Origin of the sequence: Burkholderia sp. EMB26, from assembly GCF_024730645.1 — a bacterium.
GTDB classification, from domain to species: domain Bacteria; phylum Pseudomonadota; class Gammaproteobacteria; order Burkholderiales; family Burkholderiaceae; genus Burkholderia; species Burkholderia cenocepacia.
Genome location: NZ_CP078071.1, coordinates 739,349 through 755,398, shown reverse-complemented (window position 1 = coordinate 755,398; position 16,050 = coordinate 739,349). Strand labels below are relative to the sequence as shown.

16 protein-coding genes and 1 pseudogene are annotated in these 16,050 nt (G+C 69.2%); 11 read left to right on the top strand and 6 right to left on the bottom strand.

From position 1 onward, the window contains the following. The first annotated feature begins 112 nt into the window (after positions 1–112). Together KU887_RS20250 and KU887_RS20245 are read left to right on the top strand one after the other, a co-directional pair. Entirely contained in the window at positions 113–1,243 is a 1,131-nt protein-coding gene (locus tag KU887_RS20250) for a PotD/PotF family extracellular solute-binding protein (RefSeq protein ID WP_060211163.1), read from the top strand. Then, the gene (locus KU887_RS20245; RefSeq protein ID WP_062885569.1) at positions 1,240–3,012 is read left to right on the top strand and encodes a sensor domain-containing diguanylate cyclase; all 1,773 of its coding nucleotides are present in this window, start codon (positions 1,240–1,242) and stop codon (positions 3,010–3,012) included. The genes KU887_RS20250 and KU887_RS20245 overlap by 4 nt, the downstream gene beginning before the upstream one ends. Before the next feature lie 84 nt (positions 3,013–3,096). Here the strand turns inward: KU887_RS20245 and KU887_RS20240 are convergent, their stop codons facing one another. The 3 genes from KU887_RS20240 to KU887_RS20230 form a co-directional block, all read right to left on the bottom strand. After that, complete coding sequence (locus tag KU887_RS20240; protein WP_006486001.1) at positions 3,097–3,396, bottom strand: DUF4148 domain-containing protein; 300 nt, start codon at positions 3,394–3,396, stop codon at positions 3,097–3,099. Between the two features lie 276 nt (positions 3,397–3,672). Further along, on the bottom strand, positions 3,673–3,930 hold the full coding sequence (locus tag KU887_RS20235) for a hypothetical protein (RefSeq protein WP_006478949.1): 258 nt from the start codon (positions 3,928–3,930) through the stop codon (positions 3,673–3,675). A 423-nt stretch (positions 3,931–4,353) separates the two neighbouring features. Next, a complete protein-coding gene (locus KU887_RS20230; RefSeq protein ID WP_046337914.1) occupies positions 4,354–5,220 on the bottom strand; it encodes a sulfite exporter TauE/SafE family protein in 867 nt (288 codons plus the stop codon). A 321-nt stretch (positions 5,221–5,541) separates the two neighbouring features. On the opposite strand from KU887_RS20230, the gene KU887_RS20225 reads away from it, so the two are divergent. Continuing rightward, on the top strand, positions 5,542–6,438 hold the full coding sequence (locus KU887_RS20225) for a LysR family transcriptional regulator (protein ID WP_060211161.1): 897 nt from the start codon (positions 5,542–5,544) through the stop codon (positions 6,436–6,438). Between the two features lie 118 nt (positions 6,439–6,556). Then, complete coding sequence (locus KU887_RS20220) at positions 6,557–7,189, top strand: LysE family translocator (RefSeq protein WP_006494750.1); 633 nt, start codon at positions 6,557–6,559, stop codon at positions 7,187–7,189. Between the two features lie 18 nt (positions 7,190–7,207). Here the strand turns inward: KU887_RS20220 and yddG are convergent, their stop codons facing one another. The 3 genes and pseudogenes from yddG to KU887_RS20205 all read right to left on the bottom strand — a co-directional run bounded on the left by yddG (position 7,208) and on the right by KU887_RS20205 (position 10,394). Then, the gene (yddG, locus tag KU887_RS20215; RefSeq protein ID WP_143272892.1) at positions 7,208–8,149 is read right to left on the bottom strand and encodes an aromatic amino acid DMT transporter YddG; all 942 of its coding nucleotides are present in this window, start codon (positions 8,147–8,149) and stop codon (positions 7,208–7,210) included. A 120-nt stretch (positions 8,150–8,269) separates the two neighbouring features. Further along, positions 8,270–8,449 (bottom strand): annotated as a pseudogene (locus tag KU887_RS20210) (hypothetical protein); the annotation flags it as partial. A 259-nt stretch (positions 8,450–8,708) separates the two neighbouring features. Beyond that, entirely contained in the window at positions 8,709–10,394 is a 1,686-nt protein-coding gene (locus KU887_RS20205; protein ID WP_006485997.1) for a metallophosphoesterase family protein, read from the bottom strand. A gap of 323 nt (positions 10,395–10,717) precedes the next feature. On the opposite strand from KU887_RS20205, the gene KU887_RS20200 reads away from it, so the two are divergent. The 7 genes from KU887_RS20200 (at position 10,718) to KU887_RS20170 (ending at position 15,991) form a co-directional block, all read left to right on the top strand. Beyond that, positions 10,718–11,017: a YXWGXW repeat-containing protein gene (locus tag KU887_RS20200; RefSeq protein WP_006493271.1), complete on the top strand. Its 300-nt coding sequence runs from the start codon at positions 10,718–10,720 to the stop codon at positions 11,015–11,017. 226 nt (positions 11,018–11,243) lie between these two features. Further along, entirely contained in the window at positions 11,244–12,029 is a 786-nt protein-coding gene (locus KU887_RS20195; RefSeq protein ID WP_080323777.1) for an RNA polymerase sigma factor, read from the top strand. Continuing rightward, positions 12,026–12,445: a hypothetical protein gene (locus KU887_RS20190; RefSeq protein WP_062885567.1), complete on the top strand. Its 420-nt coding sequence runs from the start codon at positions 12,026–12,028 to the stop codon at positions 12,443–12,445. The genes KU887_RS20195 and KU887_RS20190 overlap by 4 nt, the downstream gene beginning before the upstream one ends. After that, on the top strand, positions 12,442–12,945 hold the full coding sequence (locus KU887_RS20185; protein ID WP_048988148.1) for a periplasmic heavy metal sensor: 504 nt from the start codon (positions 12,442–12,444) through the stop codon (positions 12,943–12,945). Before KU887_RS20190 ends, KU887_RS20185 begins: the two co-directional genes overlap by 4 nt. 216 nt (positions 12,946–13,161) lie before the next feature. After that, on the top strand, positions 13,162–14,556 hold the full coding sequence (locus KU887_RS20180) for a DUF1800 family protein (RefSeq protein ID WP_080323778.1): 1,395 nt from the start codon (positions 13,162–13,164) through the stop codon (positions 14,554–14,556). A 2-nt stretch (positions 14,557–14,558) separates the two neighbouring features. After that, positions 14,559–15,716, top strand: a complete 1,158-nt coding sequence (locus KU887_RS20175; protein ID WP_058903185.1) for a DUF1501 domain-containing protein — start codon at positions 14,559–14,561, stop codon at positions 15,714–15,716. A gap of 56 nt (positions 15,717–15,772) precedes the next feature. Beyond that, positions 15,773–15,991 (top strand): YXWGXW repeat-containing protein, encoded by a 219-nt coding sequence (locus KU887_RS20170; protein ID WP_058903184.1) that lies wholly within the window; start codon positions 15,773–15,775, stop codon positions 15,989–15,991. The last annotated feature ends 59 nt before the right edge of the window (positions 15,992–16,050 follow it).

Genomic DNA, 16,050 nt, shown 5'->3' with positions numbered 1-16,050 from the left:
TCAGCCGCAAGGCCAATGAATATGCGCCGTGTGCGGCTTGTTCCGATTGCGTGACCCTGCGTTTTATGGTCTCGTTGCGGGATATCGCATCGACTCGAAAAAGGACAGTCGAATGCAGCCGGGCGATTCACGCGGGGTCCGATTGATCAGGGGAATCGGCGCAGGCACGCGCGCGCGCCGCGCCGTGCGTACGCTGCTTGTCATATTGACGGTAGGCTTACTGGCGCCCGTCCCGCCGGCCGTCGCCGCCTCTCCCGAAACCGTCAACGACAACGTGCTGCGCGTGCTGGCGTGGCCCGGTTATGCGGACAGCGATATCGTCAGCGCATTCGAGGCGCAGTTTCATGTGCGTGTGGAAGTGACGCTGGTCGATTCCGACGAAGCGTTGTGGACGCGGTTGCACAGCGCATCGCCGCCGCCGTACGACGTGCTGGCCGCGAACACGGCCGAGATCCAGCGCTATGCGCATGAGCACCTGCTCGCGCCGGTCGACCTGTCGCGCATCCCGAACCGGCGGCGGCAGTTGCCGAATTTCCAGCAGCTCGCGATGATCGGCGGCCTCGTGCAGGACGGCGCGTCCTACGCAGTCCCGTTCACCTATTCGTCGATGGGGCTGATCTACGACCGCAAGCAGGTGCCGGCCGCGCCGCGCTCGATGCGCGAACTGTGGAATCCGCGCTATCGCGGCAAGGTGCTCGACTTCAACAGCGCGCAGCACAATTTCTCGTTCACGGCGCTGGCGCTCGGCTATCCCGATCCGTTCCGTCTGTCGCCCGCGCAGACGCTTGCCGTCGCGCGCAAGCTGATCGACCTGCGCCGCAACCTGCTAACCTACTACACGCTTCCGGAAGAGGCGACCGCGCTGTTCGTCCAGCATCGCGCGGCGCTGATGTTCGGCAACTACGGCACGCAGCAGGTCGAGCAGTTGCGCCGCGCCGGCGCGGACGTCGGCTACGTGATCCCGGACGAAGGCGCGCTCGCGTGGCTCGACTGCTGGGCCGTCACGCGCGGCGCGCTGCGTCCCGAGCTCGCGTTCGCGTGGATCAACTACATGCTCGAACCGGCGATCGGCGCGCTGCTGACCGAGCGCCAGGGGCTCGCGAACACGCTCGAGCCGCCGCGCGGCCTCGACACCGGGCACGAGCATCTCGTATGGCTTCAGCCCGTGGAGGACATTGCGCGCCGCGAATCGCTGTGGGGCCGCATCGTGTCGGGCGACCGGCCGGAGCGGTTCGGAAAATGATCCGGCTCGGGCTCACGTCGAAGCTGTCGGTGCTGTTCGCGTGCATTGGCGTGATCGCGTCCGGCACGACCGGCTACTACGCGTATCGCGCCAACCGCGCGATGCTCGTGCAGGAGGCGCAGCACAGTCTGCTGATGTCGACGCAACTGCTCGGGCAGCGCTTCACGACCGCGCTCGCCGACGTCGCCGACGATGCGCTCGTGCTCGCGCAGTTGCCGTCGTCCGCGTTCGTCGCGGGCGCCGACCATCCGGACGAAGCGCGCCGCATGCGGCTCGAACAGGTGTATTACAGCTTCATGCGGAATCACGCGGAGTACCTGCAGATCCGTCTGATCGCGCGCGGGCATTTCGGGATCGAACGCATTCGCCTCGATCGCGATGCGCGCGGCATCGTCGTGCTGCCCGAACGCGAATTCCAGGAGAAAGGGCAGTTCTCCTATGTATTCGATACGCTCGCGACGGCGCCTGGCCACATCTACCTGTCGCCGATCGTGGTCAATCATGAGACGGGCTCGCACGCGGCGGAGGGGCTGCCGATCCTGCGCGTGGGCACGCCGGTGGTCGACGCAGCGGGGCAGACGGTCGGCGCGCTCGTCGTCGACGTCGAGTTGTCGCGCGTGTTCGACCGGCTCGAACGCGATTTGCCGGACGACTATGCGGTCTATCTCGCGAACGAGTGGGGCGATTTTCTCGTGCATCCCGATCCGGAACAGACGTTCGGCTTCGATCGCGGCCGGCGCGTGCTGATGCAGGATCGCTTTGCCGTCACGCGCGCGCTGTTCGACAGCGGGCGCATGAACGTGACGCTCAATGGCCTCGCGCAGCCCGACGCGGCACCCGGCCAGATGTTCGCGTTCGTCCGCACGCCGTTCGGACACGACGAAGGCAACCGCTTCGTCGTGCTGGGAATGGGCCGGCCGCTCGCCGACGTGCTCGCGCCGGCCGGCATGCTGGGCGAACGGATCGTCAGGATGGTGCTCGTATCGAGCCTGCTGGCGGTCATCCTCGCGATCCTGTTCGCGCGGGCGATCACGCGGCCGTTGCAGACGCTCGCGCGCGCCGCCACGCACGTGTTCGACGATCCGGCGGCCGAACGGCTGCCGGTCGCGCGGGCCGACGAGATCGGCGTGCTCGCGCGCTGTTTCGACAGCATGCGCGTCGAGATTCGCACACAGGTCGCGATGCTGCGCGCGAAGCAGCAGGAGCTCACGCACCTCGCCGGCCACGATCCGCTGACGGGCCTGCCGAACCGCCTGCTGTTCATGGAGCATCTCGATGCCGCGATCCGGCATGCGGCCGCGGTGCGCGAGGGGCTGGCGGTGATGTTCGTCGATCTCGACCGCTTCAAGCAGATCAACGACCAGCACGGGCATTCGGTTGGCGACCGTACGCTCGTTGCAGTCGCGAAGCGGTTGAGCCAGGTGCTGCGCAGCGGCGACATGGTGGCGCGGCTGGGCGGCGACGAATTCATCGTGCTGATGTCGGATGTGCGTTCGCCGGCGGTGATCGGCGATGTCGCGTCGCGCATCCAGATCGTGATGGCCGAGGCGCTCGAGTTCGACGAAGGGCGCATGGCCGTCGGCGCGAGCATCGGCGTCAGCGAGTTTCCGGCGGATGGCGCGTCGGCCGAGGAGTTGCTCGTCAAGGCCGACGCGGCGATGTACGCGGCGAAGGCGTCCCCGCAGTGCGTGTGCGTGCGCTACCAGGATCTGGTGCGCAGCGGCGCACCCGACGAGACTGGCCGCGTCGCATCCGGCGGCAGCCGCTGACCGCGGGCCGAAACGCGACGAGCCCGTCGCGGGACGGGCTCGTCGCATGGGCGGGCTGCAGGTGCGAAGCGCGCAGCGGCAGGCTTAGTGGCCGAAGTAGACCGAGTCGCGCGGGTTCTGCGCGCGGACGACCGGTGCGCCGCCCTCGACGGTCGCGGCCGGTTGCGAGCCGGCGCCGCTGTTGTCGATGCCGTGCACGCGGGCTTGCGCGGCCTGGATGTCGGCCGGGTAGTACGGGCTCGACTGGCTGGGCTTGTAGCCCGCGTTTTCGAGCTGGACCAGTTCGTTGCGCACCTGGGCGCGGGTCACGGTGCTTTGGGCGAATGCGCCGAACGACGCGGACAGGGCGGCGGCGGCAACGACTGCGGAAACGAGCGATTTCATGATGACCTCCGATGTTTATTGGCTTTCCGCGTTCGACACCATGTCGTCAGCGGTTGATTACATCGTAGGCGTCGCTTCACCTAGGGTAAACGCGAGTTTGAGTGAAAGATCGTTGCGCTCGAGGTAATAATTTCGAGACGAACGTCTTCCGTCCCCATTCGGTATTGCGGGGATTGCAAGCAATTGGCGGGAGCGTGAACAGACGGGCGCGCACGGACATGCGCGCGGCGGCAAGGGCCGCCGAATATCGCGCGTCGAAGCGGCGGGGCTGCGGGATCAGACCCCGTCGTCGTCGATTTCCTTGCGCTCGCGGCGTTCTTCGTTGCCGCGCCGCGCGCGCAGGCGCTGGCGGGACAGGACGGCGATCACCTGCTGGGTCGGCGCGCCGGACGGCAGCTCGTTGCGGATGCGGTCGGGGACCATCGGCAGGCCGGCGCGCTGCCGGCGCAGCGCCTTGGCGATTGCCCGGCGGCATTCGTCGCCGTGGCAATCCCATTCATCGCGGATTCTCTGGCAATAACGGCATTGTTCCATCCGACTAGTCTAACGCGTCTTCGGGAATGGAGCAGGGCGCGGGGCCGGACGGGCTGCGTGCCGGCCGGCGGCGATGGCCGACGGCTCGGAGGCGGGCGATGGCAGGCTGAATCGGACTGCAAATCAAATCGACCGGAACCGTTCATCGACACGACGGTTTCGCGTCCTGCTCCAGATGGATTCCTTGCGCGCGGACGGGGCCGCCGCGCGTCAGCGGAGCGACCAGATGCCCCAGATCGCGATCAACAGGCCAAGGCCCAATCCGCAGCCCAGCAATACATACGTTTCCATTTCTTGCCTCTGACGACATGGCCATGCTGACATCGGTATCAGCGTACGCGCAGCAAAGCCGGCCGCGTATCGTCCGCGCTGTCGGTCGGAGCGATACGCCGGGTGGTCTGCGCATACTACGCGTGGCAGCTTTCAGAACGCATGCGCGATCGACGGCTGGGTCGCGTGCACGCCACCCGTCTGGGCCGTGGCCGATCCGCCGTGCCGAAATACGCCCGACTTCCAGATCATCTGCGCCGCCGCGACGAGCACGAACAGCAGGACGACCATCCTGAAGATCCGGGGCGACATCTTGTCCCGCAGCGGGCGAACCAGCCACATGCCCGCAATCGCCGGCAGGCTGGCGGCCGCCGAGATCGCAAGGTCGGCGCCGCTCGCGTGCGCCGCGCCGCTGAACGTCGTGATCAGCGTGACGATCGACACCACGAGGATGATCGCGATCTGCTTCGTGAATACGCGCCCGGTCGCGCCCGACGAAATCAGGTAGGTGGCGAGCAGCGGGCCGGGCACCGATGCGATGCTTTCCATCAGCGCCGCACCGAAGCCGAGCGCGAAACCGACGGGCTTTTGCCACGCTTGCGGCAGGTCGAGCTTCGGCGCCGCGAGCATCAGTGTCGCGGCCACGATCAGCAGCGCGCCGGAGGCGGCCTGTGCGTGACCGGGATTGAGGGACAGCAGGATCGCCACGCCGACGACATTGCCGATCACGGTGCCGGCGATCGGGGCCGCGATCTTGCGTGCCGTCGCGAGTACCTGGCCGCCTTCCAGCGCCTGCGGGATGTTGCCGAGGATGATCGGCATCGACAGCAGCAGCACCGCATGCCGGATCGGCAGGAACTGGCTGAGGATCGGCATCGCGATCAGCGGCACGCCGATGCCGGTGATGCCCTTGGCCATCCCGCCGAGCAGCAGCGCGACGGCGATGCCGGCTAGTTCGAACGCGGTGAGCCCCTGCAGGCTGGAGACCAGCACCCCTTCAGTCAGATTGAAATGCATCATGGAATGGCATGTCGCGGCGTAGCCGGCAGCGAGCGTCGTCGACGGCGCCCGTGGCGGTCGCGTGCATCGTGCACGCAAGGTGTTCGGGATCGGTGCGAACCTGATCGGCCGGTTGTGCGGCCCGGCCCGTCGTGCAGCGTGATGCGCCTGCATCGACGCGGCGGTTCGATCACGCATCTTACCCGAGCGTTGCATCCGGCATTCGGCTCGCGGATGGCGCGGTGCGCGTGTCGGCTGCATGACCGTCGCACCGGTTCAATATAATTCAAGTGAATCGGCCGTCTCATGCGCCGCATACATACCTTCTAACGAGGAAACCCGATGACGCTCGCCCAGTTGCAGGCCCTCGCTGCCGTGGTCGAACTCGGCTCGCTGACGGCCGCGGCAGACCGGCTCAGCCGCAGTCAATCCGCGATCAGCCATGCGCTGACGGAGCTGGAGGACCTCACGCAGGTCAAGCTGCTCTGGCGCGACCGGCAGCCGGTCGTGCTGACGGCGGCCGGCGAACGCCTGTGGCCGTATGTCCAGAGCGTGGTGCGGGAAGCGCAGATGCTGCGCCAGCAGTTCAGCCTGTCGCGCGGCAAGCTCGAAGGGAAGCTGGTGGTTGCGTCGCTGCCGAGCGTGTCGCTGGCGTTCGTCGTTCCCGCCATCGAGGCGTTGAAGGAGATGCACCCGGGCGTATCGGCGGTGCTGCTCGAAGGCACGGACAGCGAAGTCGAAGGGTGGCTCGACGACGGCACGGCCGACGTCGGCGTGGTGGCCGGCACGAAGACGTTCGCGCACCACCTGCCGCTGCTCGACGAGGATTTCGTCGCGGTGGCGGCCGACGACATGTTCGCCGGCCGCAAGAGCGTGTCGGCCCGGCAGCTGGCCGCGGCGCCGTTCATTTTCTCGAAGGCGGGATGCGGGCCGGTGATCGCGGATTACTTCGCGCGCGGCGGCGCGCCGCTTCGGCCCGCATTCAACGTGGTCGAGATGCGCACGATCCTGTCGATGGCGGAGGCCGGCATGGGTGTGTCGATCGTGCCGCGCATCACGCTCACGTACACGCCGTTCGGCGGGCGCGTGCTGGCGCTGTCGCCACGGCTGCATCGCTCGGTGCGACTGGCGTGGAATACCGCCGGCAACGCGGTCACCGACGCGTTCGTACGGCTCGTCGACGCGCAACGCGCGAAGGCGGAAAAGACGGTCCGGACCCGTGCGAAAAAGGGCAGATAGCGAGCAGCGGGCACGATGAACGGCGCTCATGGGGCGCTTGCAGTTTATTCACGATGGCGAAGGTCAACATGCAATACATTGTTCTGACCTCGTGATCGTTGCCCTGAAGGAGTGCGCCGTGCCAGCCTTGCCCACCCTGTTTGCGTTCGGACTCGTGTCGCTCGGCATGGTGCTGACGCCCGGGCCGAACATGATCTATCTGGTTTCGCGCTCGATCTGCCAGGGCCGCCGCGCCGGGCTGGTGTCGCTCGGCGGCGTCGCGCTGGGATTCGTGTTTTACATGGTGTGCGCGGCCGTGGGCATCACCGCGCTGGTGATGACCGTGCCGTATGCGTACGATGCGCTGCGCGTTGCCGGCGCGCTGTATCTGGCGTACCTGGCGTGGCAGGCGCTGAAGCCGGGCGGGCGCTCCGCGTTCCAGGTCCGGCAGTTGCCGCACGACAGCCGCGCGAGGCTGTTCACGATGGGCTTCGTCACGAACCTCGCGAACCCGAAGATCGCGGTGATGTATCTGTCGTTGCTGCCGCAGTTCATCGTGCCGGGGCACGGCAGCGTGTTCGCGCAATCGCTGGCGCTCGGCTGCGTGCAGATCGCGGTGAGCGTCAGCGTCAACGCGCTGATCGCGTGCGCGGCGGGTTCGATCGCGGGTTTTCTCGCGGGGCGGCCGCTCTGGGCGGCGGTTCAGCGCTGGCTGATGGGGACGGTGCTGGCCGGGCTGGCCGTGCGGATCGCGCTGGAATCGCAAAGTTGACGATGGCACCGGGCCTCGTCACCCGTGGCAGCTACCGTCGGCCTCGTTGACGATCCGCACGGGCCTGGCCTTGTCACGGCGGCTGCGCGTCGCGAGCCAGCACAGGATCGAGCCGCCGCACACCATCGACGCGCCTTGCCAGAACTCGGCCGACAGCGGCGCGTGCAGCAGCGTGGCGGCGACGGCGGCGGCGAGCACCGGCGTGAAATACGACGCGCCGACGATGACCGTCACGTTGCCGTGCATGATGCCGGTGTTCCAGGCCGCATAGCCGAAGCCGAGCGCCGACGCCGCCAGCACGAGATACCCGACCGCGTGCAAACTGAACGTCATGCCGCCGCCGCCTTCGATCGCGAACTTGATCCAGAGCACCGCGGCGACCAGCATGAAGAACGGCGTGACGCCGTTCTTGCCGTCGGCGATGCGCGCGGTCACCGTGCAATAGCCGGCCCAGATCAGCGCGCCGACGAACGCCAGCCCGTAGCTGAGCGGATTGTCCGCGACGTTGCGCAGCATGCCGGCCGGATCGAGCCCCTGGTCGCCGCCGAGCACCCGGCAGATGCCGAGCATCGACAGCAGGACGCCGGGCACGACCAGCAGATTCGCGCGCTGCTGGTTGAACGCGATGGCGGCGACCAGCGTGAGACTCGGCCACAGATAGTTGACCATCGCGACTTCGATCGCCTGCCGACCGTTGCTCGCATAGCCGATCGACAGCGACAGGCACAGCTCGTACGACACGAACAGCAGCCCGCCCCACAGCAGGTAGTTTTTCGGGAATCGGCTCAGGTCGGGGAAGCCGATCGAGAACAGCAGAAGCACGGACGCCACCGTATAGATCATCGCCGCGCCGCCGGTCGCGCCGAGGCTTTCGCTGACGCCGCGAACGAGCGCGACCACCGAGGCCCATAACAGCACCGCACCGAGCCCGATGAGCGTTGCCTTGTTCTTGCGTTTCATGCTTGCTGCCTGTTTCAACATGCCAATTCGATTTCGGATGACGCGACGGCGCCGGGCAGTGCCCGCCATGCTCCGGAACGCGCCGTCGACGATCGGCTGCGCGACCGCGTCGAGATCGGGCGCATCGGGCAGCACGAGCGCCGGATTCTTGCCGCCGCACTCTAGCACGATGCGCTTCAGGTCGAATTCGGTCGAGTACTCGAGGAATTGCCGCCGGGGTCCGCCGGATCGGCGAAGCTCACCGTGTCGACGTCCGCGTGCCGGCTTCACGAAACCACCAAGAGAGGGCCGCCTTGTCATCCGGCACGACGGTTTCGAGCCGCCGTCGCGCGGCGGGCATCGGGTCCTCGTGTTCGGCACCAACCGCGACACGGGCGACTGGCTGTTCCACAACCCGTCCGGGTTCGACGTGCGCACGCAGCAAAACGTGGCGATGCCGCGCGCGACGTTCGACCGGTACTTCGCGAATCGCGGCATCCTGGTCGCCCCGTCATGTTGCGCGCGCAACGAGCCGGGCGATCGAAGCGTCAGACGCCCGCCGCAGCGGGCGCCCGTCCGGTCACCGCTCGTGCCGCTTCTTGCTCAGTTCGATCGTCTCGAACAGCTCGTACTGCGCGGTCGGGTGCTGGTCGGCGCCCGGCGCGTGGTAGTAGCGCATCGTGATCGTCGTGTGGCCGCCCGGCTTGCCCGGATCGTGGTCGAACACCGCGATCCCGTAGCCGGTGCCCGTGTCGCGGCGTGCGGACCAGATCGCATCCTCGAGCGCATCGGCCGGCTGGCGCACGAACGTGTTCGGCGCGGTGCCGGGCACCGGCCGGTTCGGCTTCGTGAACACCTTCGCCTGCGCAAAGCCGGTCGACGGGTTTTCGCCGTACACGTCGAGCGGCGCGCTGGTGCCGCCGCCGCCGAGGATCAGGTGGATCGTGCCGTGACTCGTGTCGAACGTCGTACGGTTCGGATCGTTCGAGCCGACCGGGCGCGGCTGCAGCGTTTCGACCACTTCGCCGGTTTTCGCGTCGACGCCCGCGCGGTGATTGCAGCCGCGCACCGGATAGCTGCGCTCGTAGTCGTGATCGTGGCCGCACAGCACGAGATCGACGCCGTAACGATCGAACAGCGGCAGCCACGCTTCGCGAATGCCCTTGTCGGACCCGTTGCCCGTCTTCGACGAACTGAGCGCGTCCTGGTGCATCTGCACGACGATCCAGTCGATATCGTCGTCATGCGCGGCGTGACGCAGCGTACGTTCGAGCCAGCGCGTCTGTTCGCCGTTGCTGTAGCCGCGCACGTAGAACGACGTGCCGGGCTCGATCGGCGGGCGACCGGTGCTCGCGGCCGGCACGAGCGGCGCGGGGCCGCCGACGAACGCGGCGGCGTCCTGGTACACGACGTCGTCGGCGTCGAGCGACACGAACAGCACGGAGCTCACGCGGAAGCTGTACCAGCGGCCGGGGAAATGCGTGCCGTTCTCCGGCAGCGTATAGCGGGCGAGATACGAGTCGAGCCCCTGCGGACCGTTGTTGAACTCGATCTCGTGATTGCCGGGGCATGGCATCCACGGGCGATTCGCGGCCGACGTCTGGTTGTTGTTGCCGAAATCGCGCCACACCTCGGGCTGGTGCGCGGGGTTCAGGTTCGCGTAGCAGAGGTCGCCGTTCAGCAGGTGGAACAGCGGCTGGAACTGCTCGACGGCCTGCACCGCGAAGCGGCTTTGCGGCGACGACAGCACCCACGCGCCGTTGGGCGTCGCGAGATCGCCGTAGCTCGTGAAACGGAACGGCGCCCGGCCGCGCGGCGCGGTCGAAAAGTGCGCGGAGAACGGCTGTGCCGCATTGCCGTCGTTGTCGGCCGTGATCTCGTAGCGGTAGCGCGTATCCGGCTTCAGCCCGTGCACGCGCGCGTGGTACGCGAACACGGTCTCGCCGTTCAGGCCGTCGGTGTACAGGCGCTGGACGCCGTGCACGGTGCGCGCCGGCTCGCCGTCGGCGACGATGCGCGCGCGCGGATTGACGGCCGGTGCGAGCGACGCCCACGAGATCACGACTTCGGACGTCGGGTCGTTGCCCCACGTCAGGTGAACCTGCTCGGGCGTGCCGTCCGGGTTCGACGCGGCGGCGCGGGCTGCCGCGAGCCCGCCGGCGGCGGTGGCGAGGCCGGAGACGCCGGCGAGTTTCAGGAAGCCGCGACGCGACACGGAGGCGGCCGGCTCGTTCGGCTGGTCAGGGAGAGTGTCCTGGTTCGACATGGTCGGTGTTTTTCGTTGATGGGGCGCGAGACGCGGAACCGCGCGGCCATGCGCGCGCACGGCCGGGGCGTGGGCCGGAAACGAGCGGGATCCCGGTCGCATGCATTGTCGAAGGGCAGTTTTGCCGCGTTGTGACAGTGCCGCAACCCTGCGCCTGCGGCCGCCGATGTGCAGAGGCGCGCGTCGTGGCCGCCGGTCCGCTCCCGCGCCCGTTCACTTTCTCCGAAATTTATTTGCCGATACCGCGACGGATTTCTCCCGTCCGCTCCGTTTAACGCATGAACGACCGCTTCCGGTCGATGCCCGTTATTTCGGAGTCTTTCATGAAACTTTCCGTTCCATTGCGATTGGCCGTCGGATGCCTGGCTGCGCTCGCGACGTCCGCCGTATTCGCGCAGGCCGTCATCGTCGCGCCTTACGCGCCGCCGCCGCCGCGCGTCGAAGTCATGCCGGCGCCGCGTGCCGGTTACGTATGGGATCAGGGCCACTGGCACTGGCGGCAGGGCCGCTACGTGTGGATTCCGGGCCACTGGCAAGTGGTGCGGGTCGGTTACCACTGGGTGCCCGGACACTGGGCCGCGCGCGGCCCGGCCTGGCGCTGGGTGCCGGGCCACTGGGCCTGACGTGCAGGCCGCCGCGCGGCACGCGATGCCGGCGCAGCGGATTTTTCACGCAACATCATGAGTCGAAGCGATGCCTTTTCGAATCATCGTGATACTGGCGGCCGCGGCGATCGCGCTGGCCGGCTGCGTCGTGGTGCCGGCCCGTCCGGTGTATTACCGGCCCGCGCCGGTCGTCGTATATTGAGCGCGCCGGCCCACGCTCGCGTGGCGGGCTGCGAGGATCGACATGCGGCGCGAACCGGATGTCGATGAATCCGGCTCGGCCGGCACCGTGTGCGATGCCGGGCGCGACGCGCGCGGTGTCGACGCACCGTCGGCATGGCGCCGTCCGGCGATGGCCCGACGCATGCAAGGAGAGCACGACGATGAGCTTCAGCCGGGCGGCGGGTCCTGCCGCCGTGACAGTGCGGCGCGCACGCGCCGCGCGACGGAGCAGGCGGCGTTGAGCGATCGCGGCGACCGCGATCCGGACGCGGAACTCGTCGCACGTGTCGGCGCGCGCGATGCGTCGGCGGTGCGCGTGCTCGTCGCGCGCAAGCTGCCGCGGCTGCTCGCGTTGGCGACGCGCATGCTCGGCGACCGGAGCGAAGCCGAGGACGTCGCACAGGAGACGTTCTTGCGAATCTGGAACCAGGCGCCGCGCTGGCGCGAAGGCGAAGCGCGCTTCGACACGTGGCTGCATCGCGTCGTGCTGAACCTGTGCTACGACCGGTTGCGCGGCCGGCGCGAGGCGCCCGTCGATACGCTGCCCGACGTGCCCGACACGCAACCGGAGCCGGCCGCGCATGCGGAACTGCGTTCGCGCGATGCGCGCGTGCGGCAGGCGCTGGCCGCGTTGCCGCCGAGGCAGCGGGAAGCGCTGGTGCTCCAGTACTATCAGGACATGTCGAACGTGGAAGCGGCCAACCTGATGGGCATCACCGTCGATGCGCTGGAAAGCCTGCTCGCCCGTGCGCGGCGCAACCTGCGCGCGCAACTGGCCGGCGACCCACCTAGCGAGGACAAGCGATGACACCCGAACGATTTCGTACCATCGTCGCCGCGTACGGCTCGGACGCGCGGCGCTGGCCGGCCGGCGAGCGCGCGGCCGCCGAGGCGTGGGCGCACGCGAACCCGCGCGACGCGCTGCTGGCGCTCGACGATGCGGCCGACCTCGATGCGTGGCTCGCGTACGACACGGTCGCGCCTCCGGCGCCGGCGCTCGTCGAGCGCATCGTCGCCACGGCGCCCGCGCCGCAGCGCGCCCGCCGGCGCGGCGCCGTATGGTGGTCGGGCGCGGCGTTCGCGGGCGTCGGCCTGGCCGGCGCGCTCGCGGGGGCGGTGGCCGTGTCGATGCTGATGCTCGGCAGCGCGTCGCCGGCGCAGCACGAGCCGGGCTATCTGACGACGACGTTCGGCGGTCCGAGCGTGGACGGGAGTGACGAATGACCGAACGCGGCTGGAAATTCACCCTCGTCGGCTCGGTCGTGCTGAACGTGTTCATGCTCGGCGCGATCGGCGGCGGCGCGTATCAATGGTTCTCGACTCACCGCGACGGGCATGCGGCGGGCACGCCCGCATCGCGCACCGCGTTGCGTTTCGCGGCGGACGGCTTGCCCGATGCGCGGCAGCGCGAGTTCGCCGCGGCGCTGAAGGCGGCTCGCAAGAGCGGTCGCGATTTCGCGCGCGAAGGGCGCGACGGCCGGATCACCGTGCTGGACCTGCTCGCCGCGCCGCAACTCGATCGCGCGGCGATCGATGCGGCGCTCGACCGCACGCGCGCGGCCGACACCGCGATGCGTGCGCAGGTCGAGCGCAGCGTCGTCGATTTCGCGGCGACGCTGACGCCCGACGAGCGCGCGAAGTTCGTCGACGGGTTGCAGCACAGCGGCAACTGGCGTTTGCCGCCGAGGCTGCAGAAGAAACCGGACGCGTCGACGAGCGAGTAAGCCGCGCGTGGGCGGCGCGCGATCTGCGCGCCGCTCGTGCGTCATGCGTGCGCCGGTTCCGGCGAATCGCGCGGTCGTTGTCCGCTGACGATCCACGCCGCTGTGTTGCGCGATTTCCGCCCGGCGCTTCCACAGCAAAAAATATTTTCCCGCCCCGCGACGGATTTCCCGGCGTGCTTGCGTTGAACGTGAATACGCACTGCAAGAGAGCCCGTCATGGAGCACCCGAACGACGCCACGCCGGCCGCGATCGCGCTGAACCGCTTCGGTCTCGGCGCGCGCGCCGACGAAGCCCCGCCCGCCGACCCGAAGGCCGCATTGCTCGCCCAGTTCGACCGCTACGATGCGCGACCCGCCGCATGGGCCGGCGAGCCGGACGCGGTCACGCTCGCCACGCGCTTCGCGAACACCCGCAACGCGACGACGGGCGACGACGCGGCCGCGAAGCGTGCCACCGCGCAATCGATCCGCCGCGACGGCTACGACGCGTATCGCGGCGCCGTCGCCGCGCGCATGAACAGCGCGCTGAACACGTCCACGCCGTTCGTCGAGCGTCTCGTGCATTTCTGGGCGAATCATTTCGCGGTGTCGGTCGACAAAGGGCAGGTGGCCGCTTACGCGGGCGCATTCGAACGCGACGCGATCCGTCCGCACGTGCTCGGCCGTTTCGAGGACATGCTCGTCGCCGTCGAGCAGCATCCCGCGATGCAGGTGTTCCTCGACCAGGCGCGCTCGGTCGGTCCCGACAGCCCGGCCGCGCTGCGTGCGCAGGCACGCGATCCGTCCGCGAAGCGCGGGCTCAACGAGAACCTCGCACGCGAAATCATGGAGCTGCACACACTCGGCGTGCGCACCGGCTACACGCAAGCCGACGTGACGGAATTCGCCCGCGCGCTGACCGGCTGGAGCATTGCCGGCGGGCGCGGGGCGCAACCGGGCGATGCGGCGCCTGGCGCATTCGTGTTCCGGCCGAATCTGCACGAACCCGGCACGCGCACGGTGATGGGCCGCACCTACGATCAACCGGGTGAAGCGCAGGCGCGCGCGATCCTGCGCGACCTCGCGCGATCGTCGGCGACCGGCCGACACATCGCGTTCCAGCTCGCCCGTCATGTCGTCGCCGACAATCCGCCGCCCGCGCTGACCGAGCGGCTCGCGCGCGCCTTCGATGCGAGCGGCGGCGACCTGCCGACCGTCTATCGCGCGCTCGTCGACGCGCCCGACGCGTGGTCGCCGGTCAACCGCAAGTTCAAGACGCCGTGGGAGTGGGCCGTGTCGTCGCTGCGCGGGCTCGGCTGGCGCGACACCGGCGATCTCAAGGCCGCGCCGCTGCTCGCCCAGCTCGGCCAGCCGGTGTGGCGGCCGGGTTCGCCGGCCGGCTACGACGACGTCGCCGCGAGCTGGGCCGCGCCCGATGCGCTGGTGCGCCGCGTCGAGATCGCGCAGCGTCTGGCCGCACGCACGGGCGACCGGCTCGATCCGCGCACGCTCGGCAACACGCTGCTCGCCGGTTCGCTGAGCGCGCCGACCGCGACCGCGCTCGCGCGCGCCGAAAGCGCGACGACGTCGCTCGCACTGCTGCTCGTTTCGCCCGATTTCCAACGGAGATGACCATGGCACTATCCCGCCGACGATTCCTCAGTGTGGCCGCGGCCGGCGCGGGCGCGATGCTCGTCGCGCCGCGGCTCGTGTTCGCGAATGTCGAGACCGACCGGCGCTTCGTGTTCGTGATCCAGCGCGGCGCGGCCGACGGCCTGAACATCGTCGTCCCGTATGCGGAGCCCGCGTATGCGTCGCTGCGCGGCCCGCTCGCGATCGACACGACGGCCGCGACGCGGCTCGACGGCACGTTCGCGCTGCATCCGTCGCTCGCGCAAACCGCGCAGATGTACCGCGACGGTCAGGCGCTGTTCGTCCATGCGATCGCGTCGCCGTATCGCGACCGCTCGCATTTCGACGGCCAGAACGTGCTCGAAACGGGCGGCCGGGCGCCGTACCAGGTCAAGGACGGCTGGCTGAACCGGCTCGCCGCGCTGCTGCCGGCGACGCGCGACAACGCAATCGCGTTCGCGCCGACCGTACCGCTCGCGCTGCGCGGCGCGGTGCAGGCCGCGTCGTATGCGCCGTCCGGTTTGCCGGCCGCGCCGGACGATCTGCTCACGCGCGTGTCGGCGCTCTACGAAGCCGACGCGCAGCTCGGCCCGTTGTGGCAATCCGCGATGGAAGCACGCGGCCTCGCCGGCGACGCGCATGCGCGACAGGACCCGGCCGGCGTCGGCAAGCTCGCCGCGACGTTTCTCGCGCGCGACGACGGCCCGCGGATCGCGATGATCGAGACGGGCGGCTGGGATACCCATAGCGCGCAGAACGCGCGGCTCGCGAATCAGTTGAAGGCGCTCGACACGATGCTCGCCGCGCTGCGCGACGGCCTCGGGCCCGCGTGGCAGCAGACCACGGTGCTGGTCGCGACCGAGTTCGGCCGCACGGCCGCGGTGAACGGCACGGGCGGCACCGATCACGGGCAGGCGTCGGTCGCGATGCTCGCGGGCGGCGCGGTGGCAGGCGGCCGCGTGATCGCCGACTGGCCGGGGCTACGGCCGGGCGACCTGTACGAAGGGCGCGACCTGAAGCCGACTGCGTCGCTCGATGCGCTGATCGCGGGCGCCGCCGCCGACAGCCTGCGGCTCGACCCGCGCCGCACCGCATCCGCGCTGTTCGCGGAAAGCGGTGCGGCACGGCCGATGAGCGGCCTGATTCGCGCAGCCGCGTGACGCGTCGTGTCGCCGCGATCGGCCGACAACCGATGACACAACAGGGAGCATCGACAATGAAGATCCGGTCTGTTTCGCTCGCCATGCTGGTGAGCGCGAGCGCCGTGCTGATGTCCGCGTGCGTGGTCGAGCCCATGCGGCCGCCGCAGCCCGCGCCCGTCGCCGAGGTGGCGCCGCCGCCGCCCGCACCCGGCTATCGCTGGGCCAGGGGGCATTACCGGTGGGCCGGCAATCACTGGGCGTGGGTGCCCGGGCACTGGGTGGCGGTGTACTGACACGGCAAGCGTGTCGACGTGTCGCGCGGCGGGATCGACGCGCCGGAGCAAGCGGCCAT

Bases quoted from the DNA above. Each gene is read 5' to 3' on its own strand.
- KU887_RS20200 (WP_006493271.1), top strand. From the start codon at position 10,718: ATGAAACTTTCCGTTCCATTGCGATTGGCCGTCGGATGCCTGGCTGCG.
- KU887_RS20230 (WP_046337914.1), bottom strand. From the start codon at position 5,220: ATGATGCATTTCAATCTGACTGAAGGGGTGCTGGTCTCCAGCCTGCAG.
- KU887_RS20205 (WP_006485997.1), bottom strand. From the start codon at position 10,394: ATGTCGAACCAGGACACTCTCCCTGACCAGCCGAACGAGCCGGCCGCC.
- yddG (WP_143272892.1), bottom strand. From the start codon at position 8,149: ATGAAACGCAAGAACAAGGCAACGCTCATCGGGCTCGGTGCGGTGCTG.
- KU887_RS20195 (WP_080323777.1), top strand. From the start codon at position 11,244: ATGCGGCGCGAACCGGATGTCGATGAATCCGGCTCGGCCGGCACCGTG.
- KU887_RS20185 (WP_048988148.1), top strand. From the start codon at position 12,442: ATGACCGAACGCGGCTGGAAATTCACCCTCGTCGGCTCGGTCGTGCTG.
- KU887_RS20170 (WP_058903184.1), top strand. From the start codon at position 15,773: ATGAAGATCCGGTCTGTTTCGCTCGCCATGCTGGTGAGCGCGAGCGCC.
- KU887_RS20235 (WP_006478949.1), bottom strand. From the start codon at position 3,930: ATGGAACAATGCCGTTATTGCCAGAGAATCCGCGATGAATGGGATTGC.
- KU887_RS20190 (WP_062885567.1), top strand. From the start codon at position 12,026: ATGACACCCGAACGATTTCGTACCATCGTCGCCGCGTACGGCTCGGAC.
- KU887_RS20225 (WP_060211161.1), top strand. From the start codon at position 5,542: ATGACGCTCGCCCAGTTGCAGGCCCTCGCTGCCGTGGTCGAACTCGGC.
- KU887_RS20245 (WP_062885569.1), top strand. From the start codon at position 1,240: ATGATCCGGCTCGGGCTCACGTCGAAGCTGTCGGTGCTGTTCGCGTGC.
- KU887_RS20175 (WP_058903185.1), top strand. From the start codon at position 14,559: ATGGCACTATCCCGCCGACGATTCCTCAGTGTGGCCGCGGCCGGCGCG.
- KU887_RS20250 (WP_060211163.1), top strand. From the start codon at position 113: ATGCAGCCGGGCGATTCACGCGGGGTCCGATTGATCAGGGGAATCGGC.
- KU887_RS20180 (WP_080323778.1), top strand. From the start codon at position 13,162: ATGGAGCACCCGAACGACGCCACGCCGGCCGCGATCGCGCTGAACCGC.
- KU887_RS20240 (WP_006486001.1), bottom strand. From the start codon at position 3,396: ATGAAATCGCTCGTTTCCGCAGTCGTTGCCGCCGCCGCCCTGTCCGCG.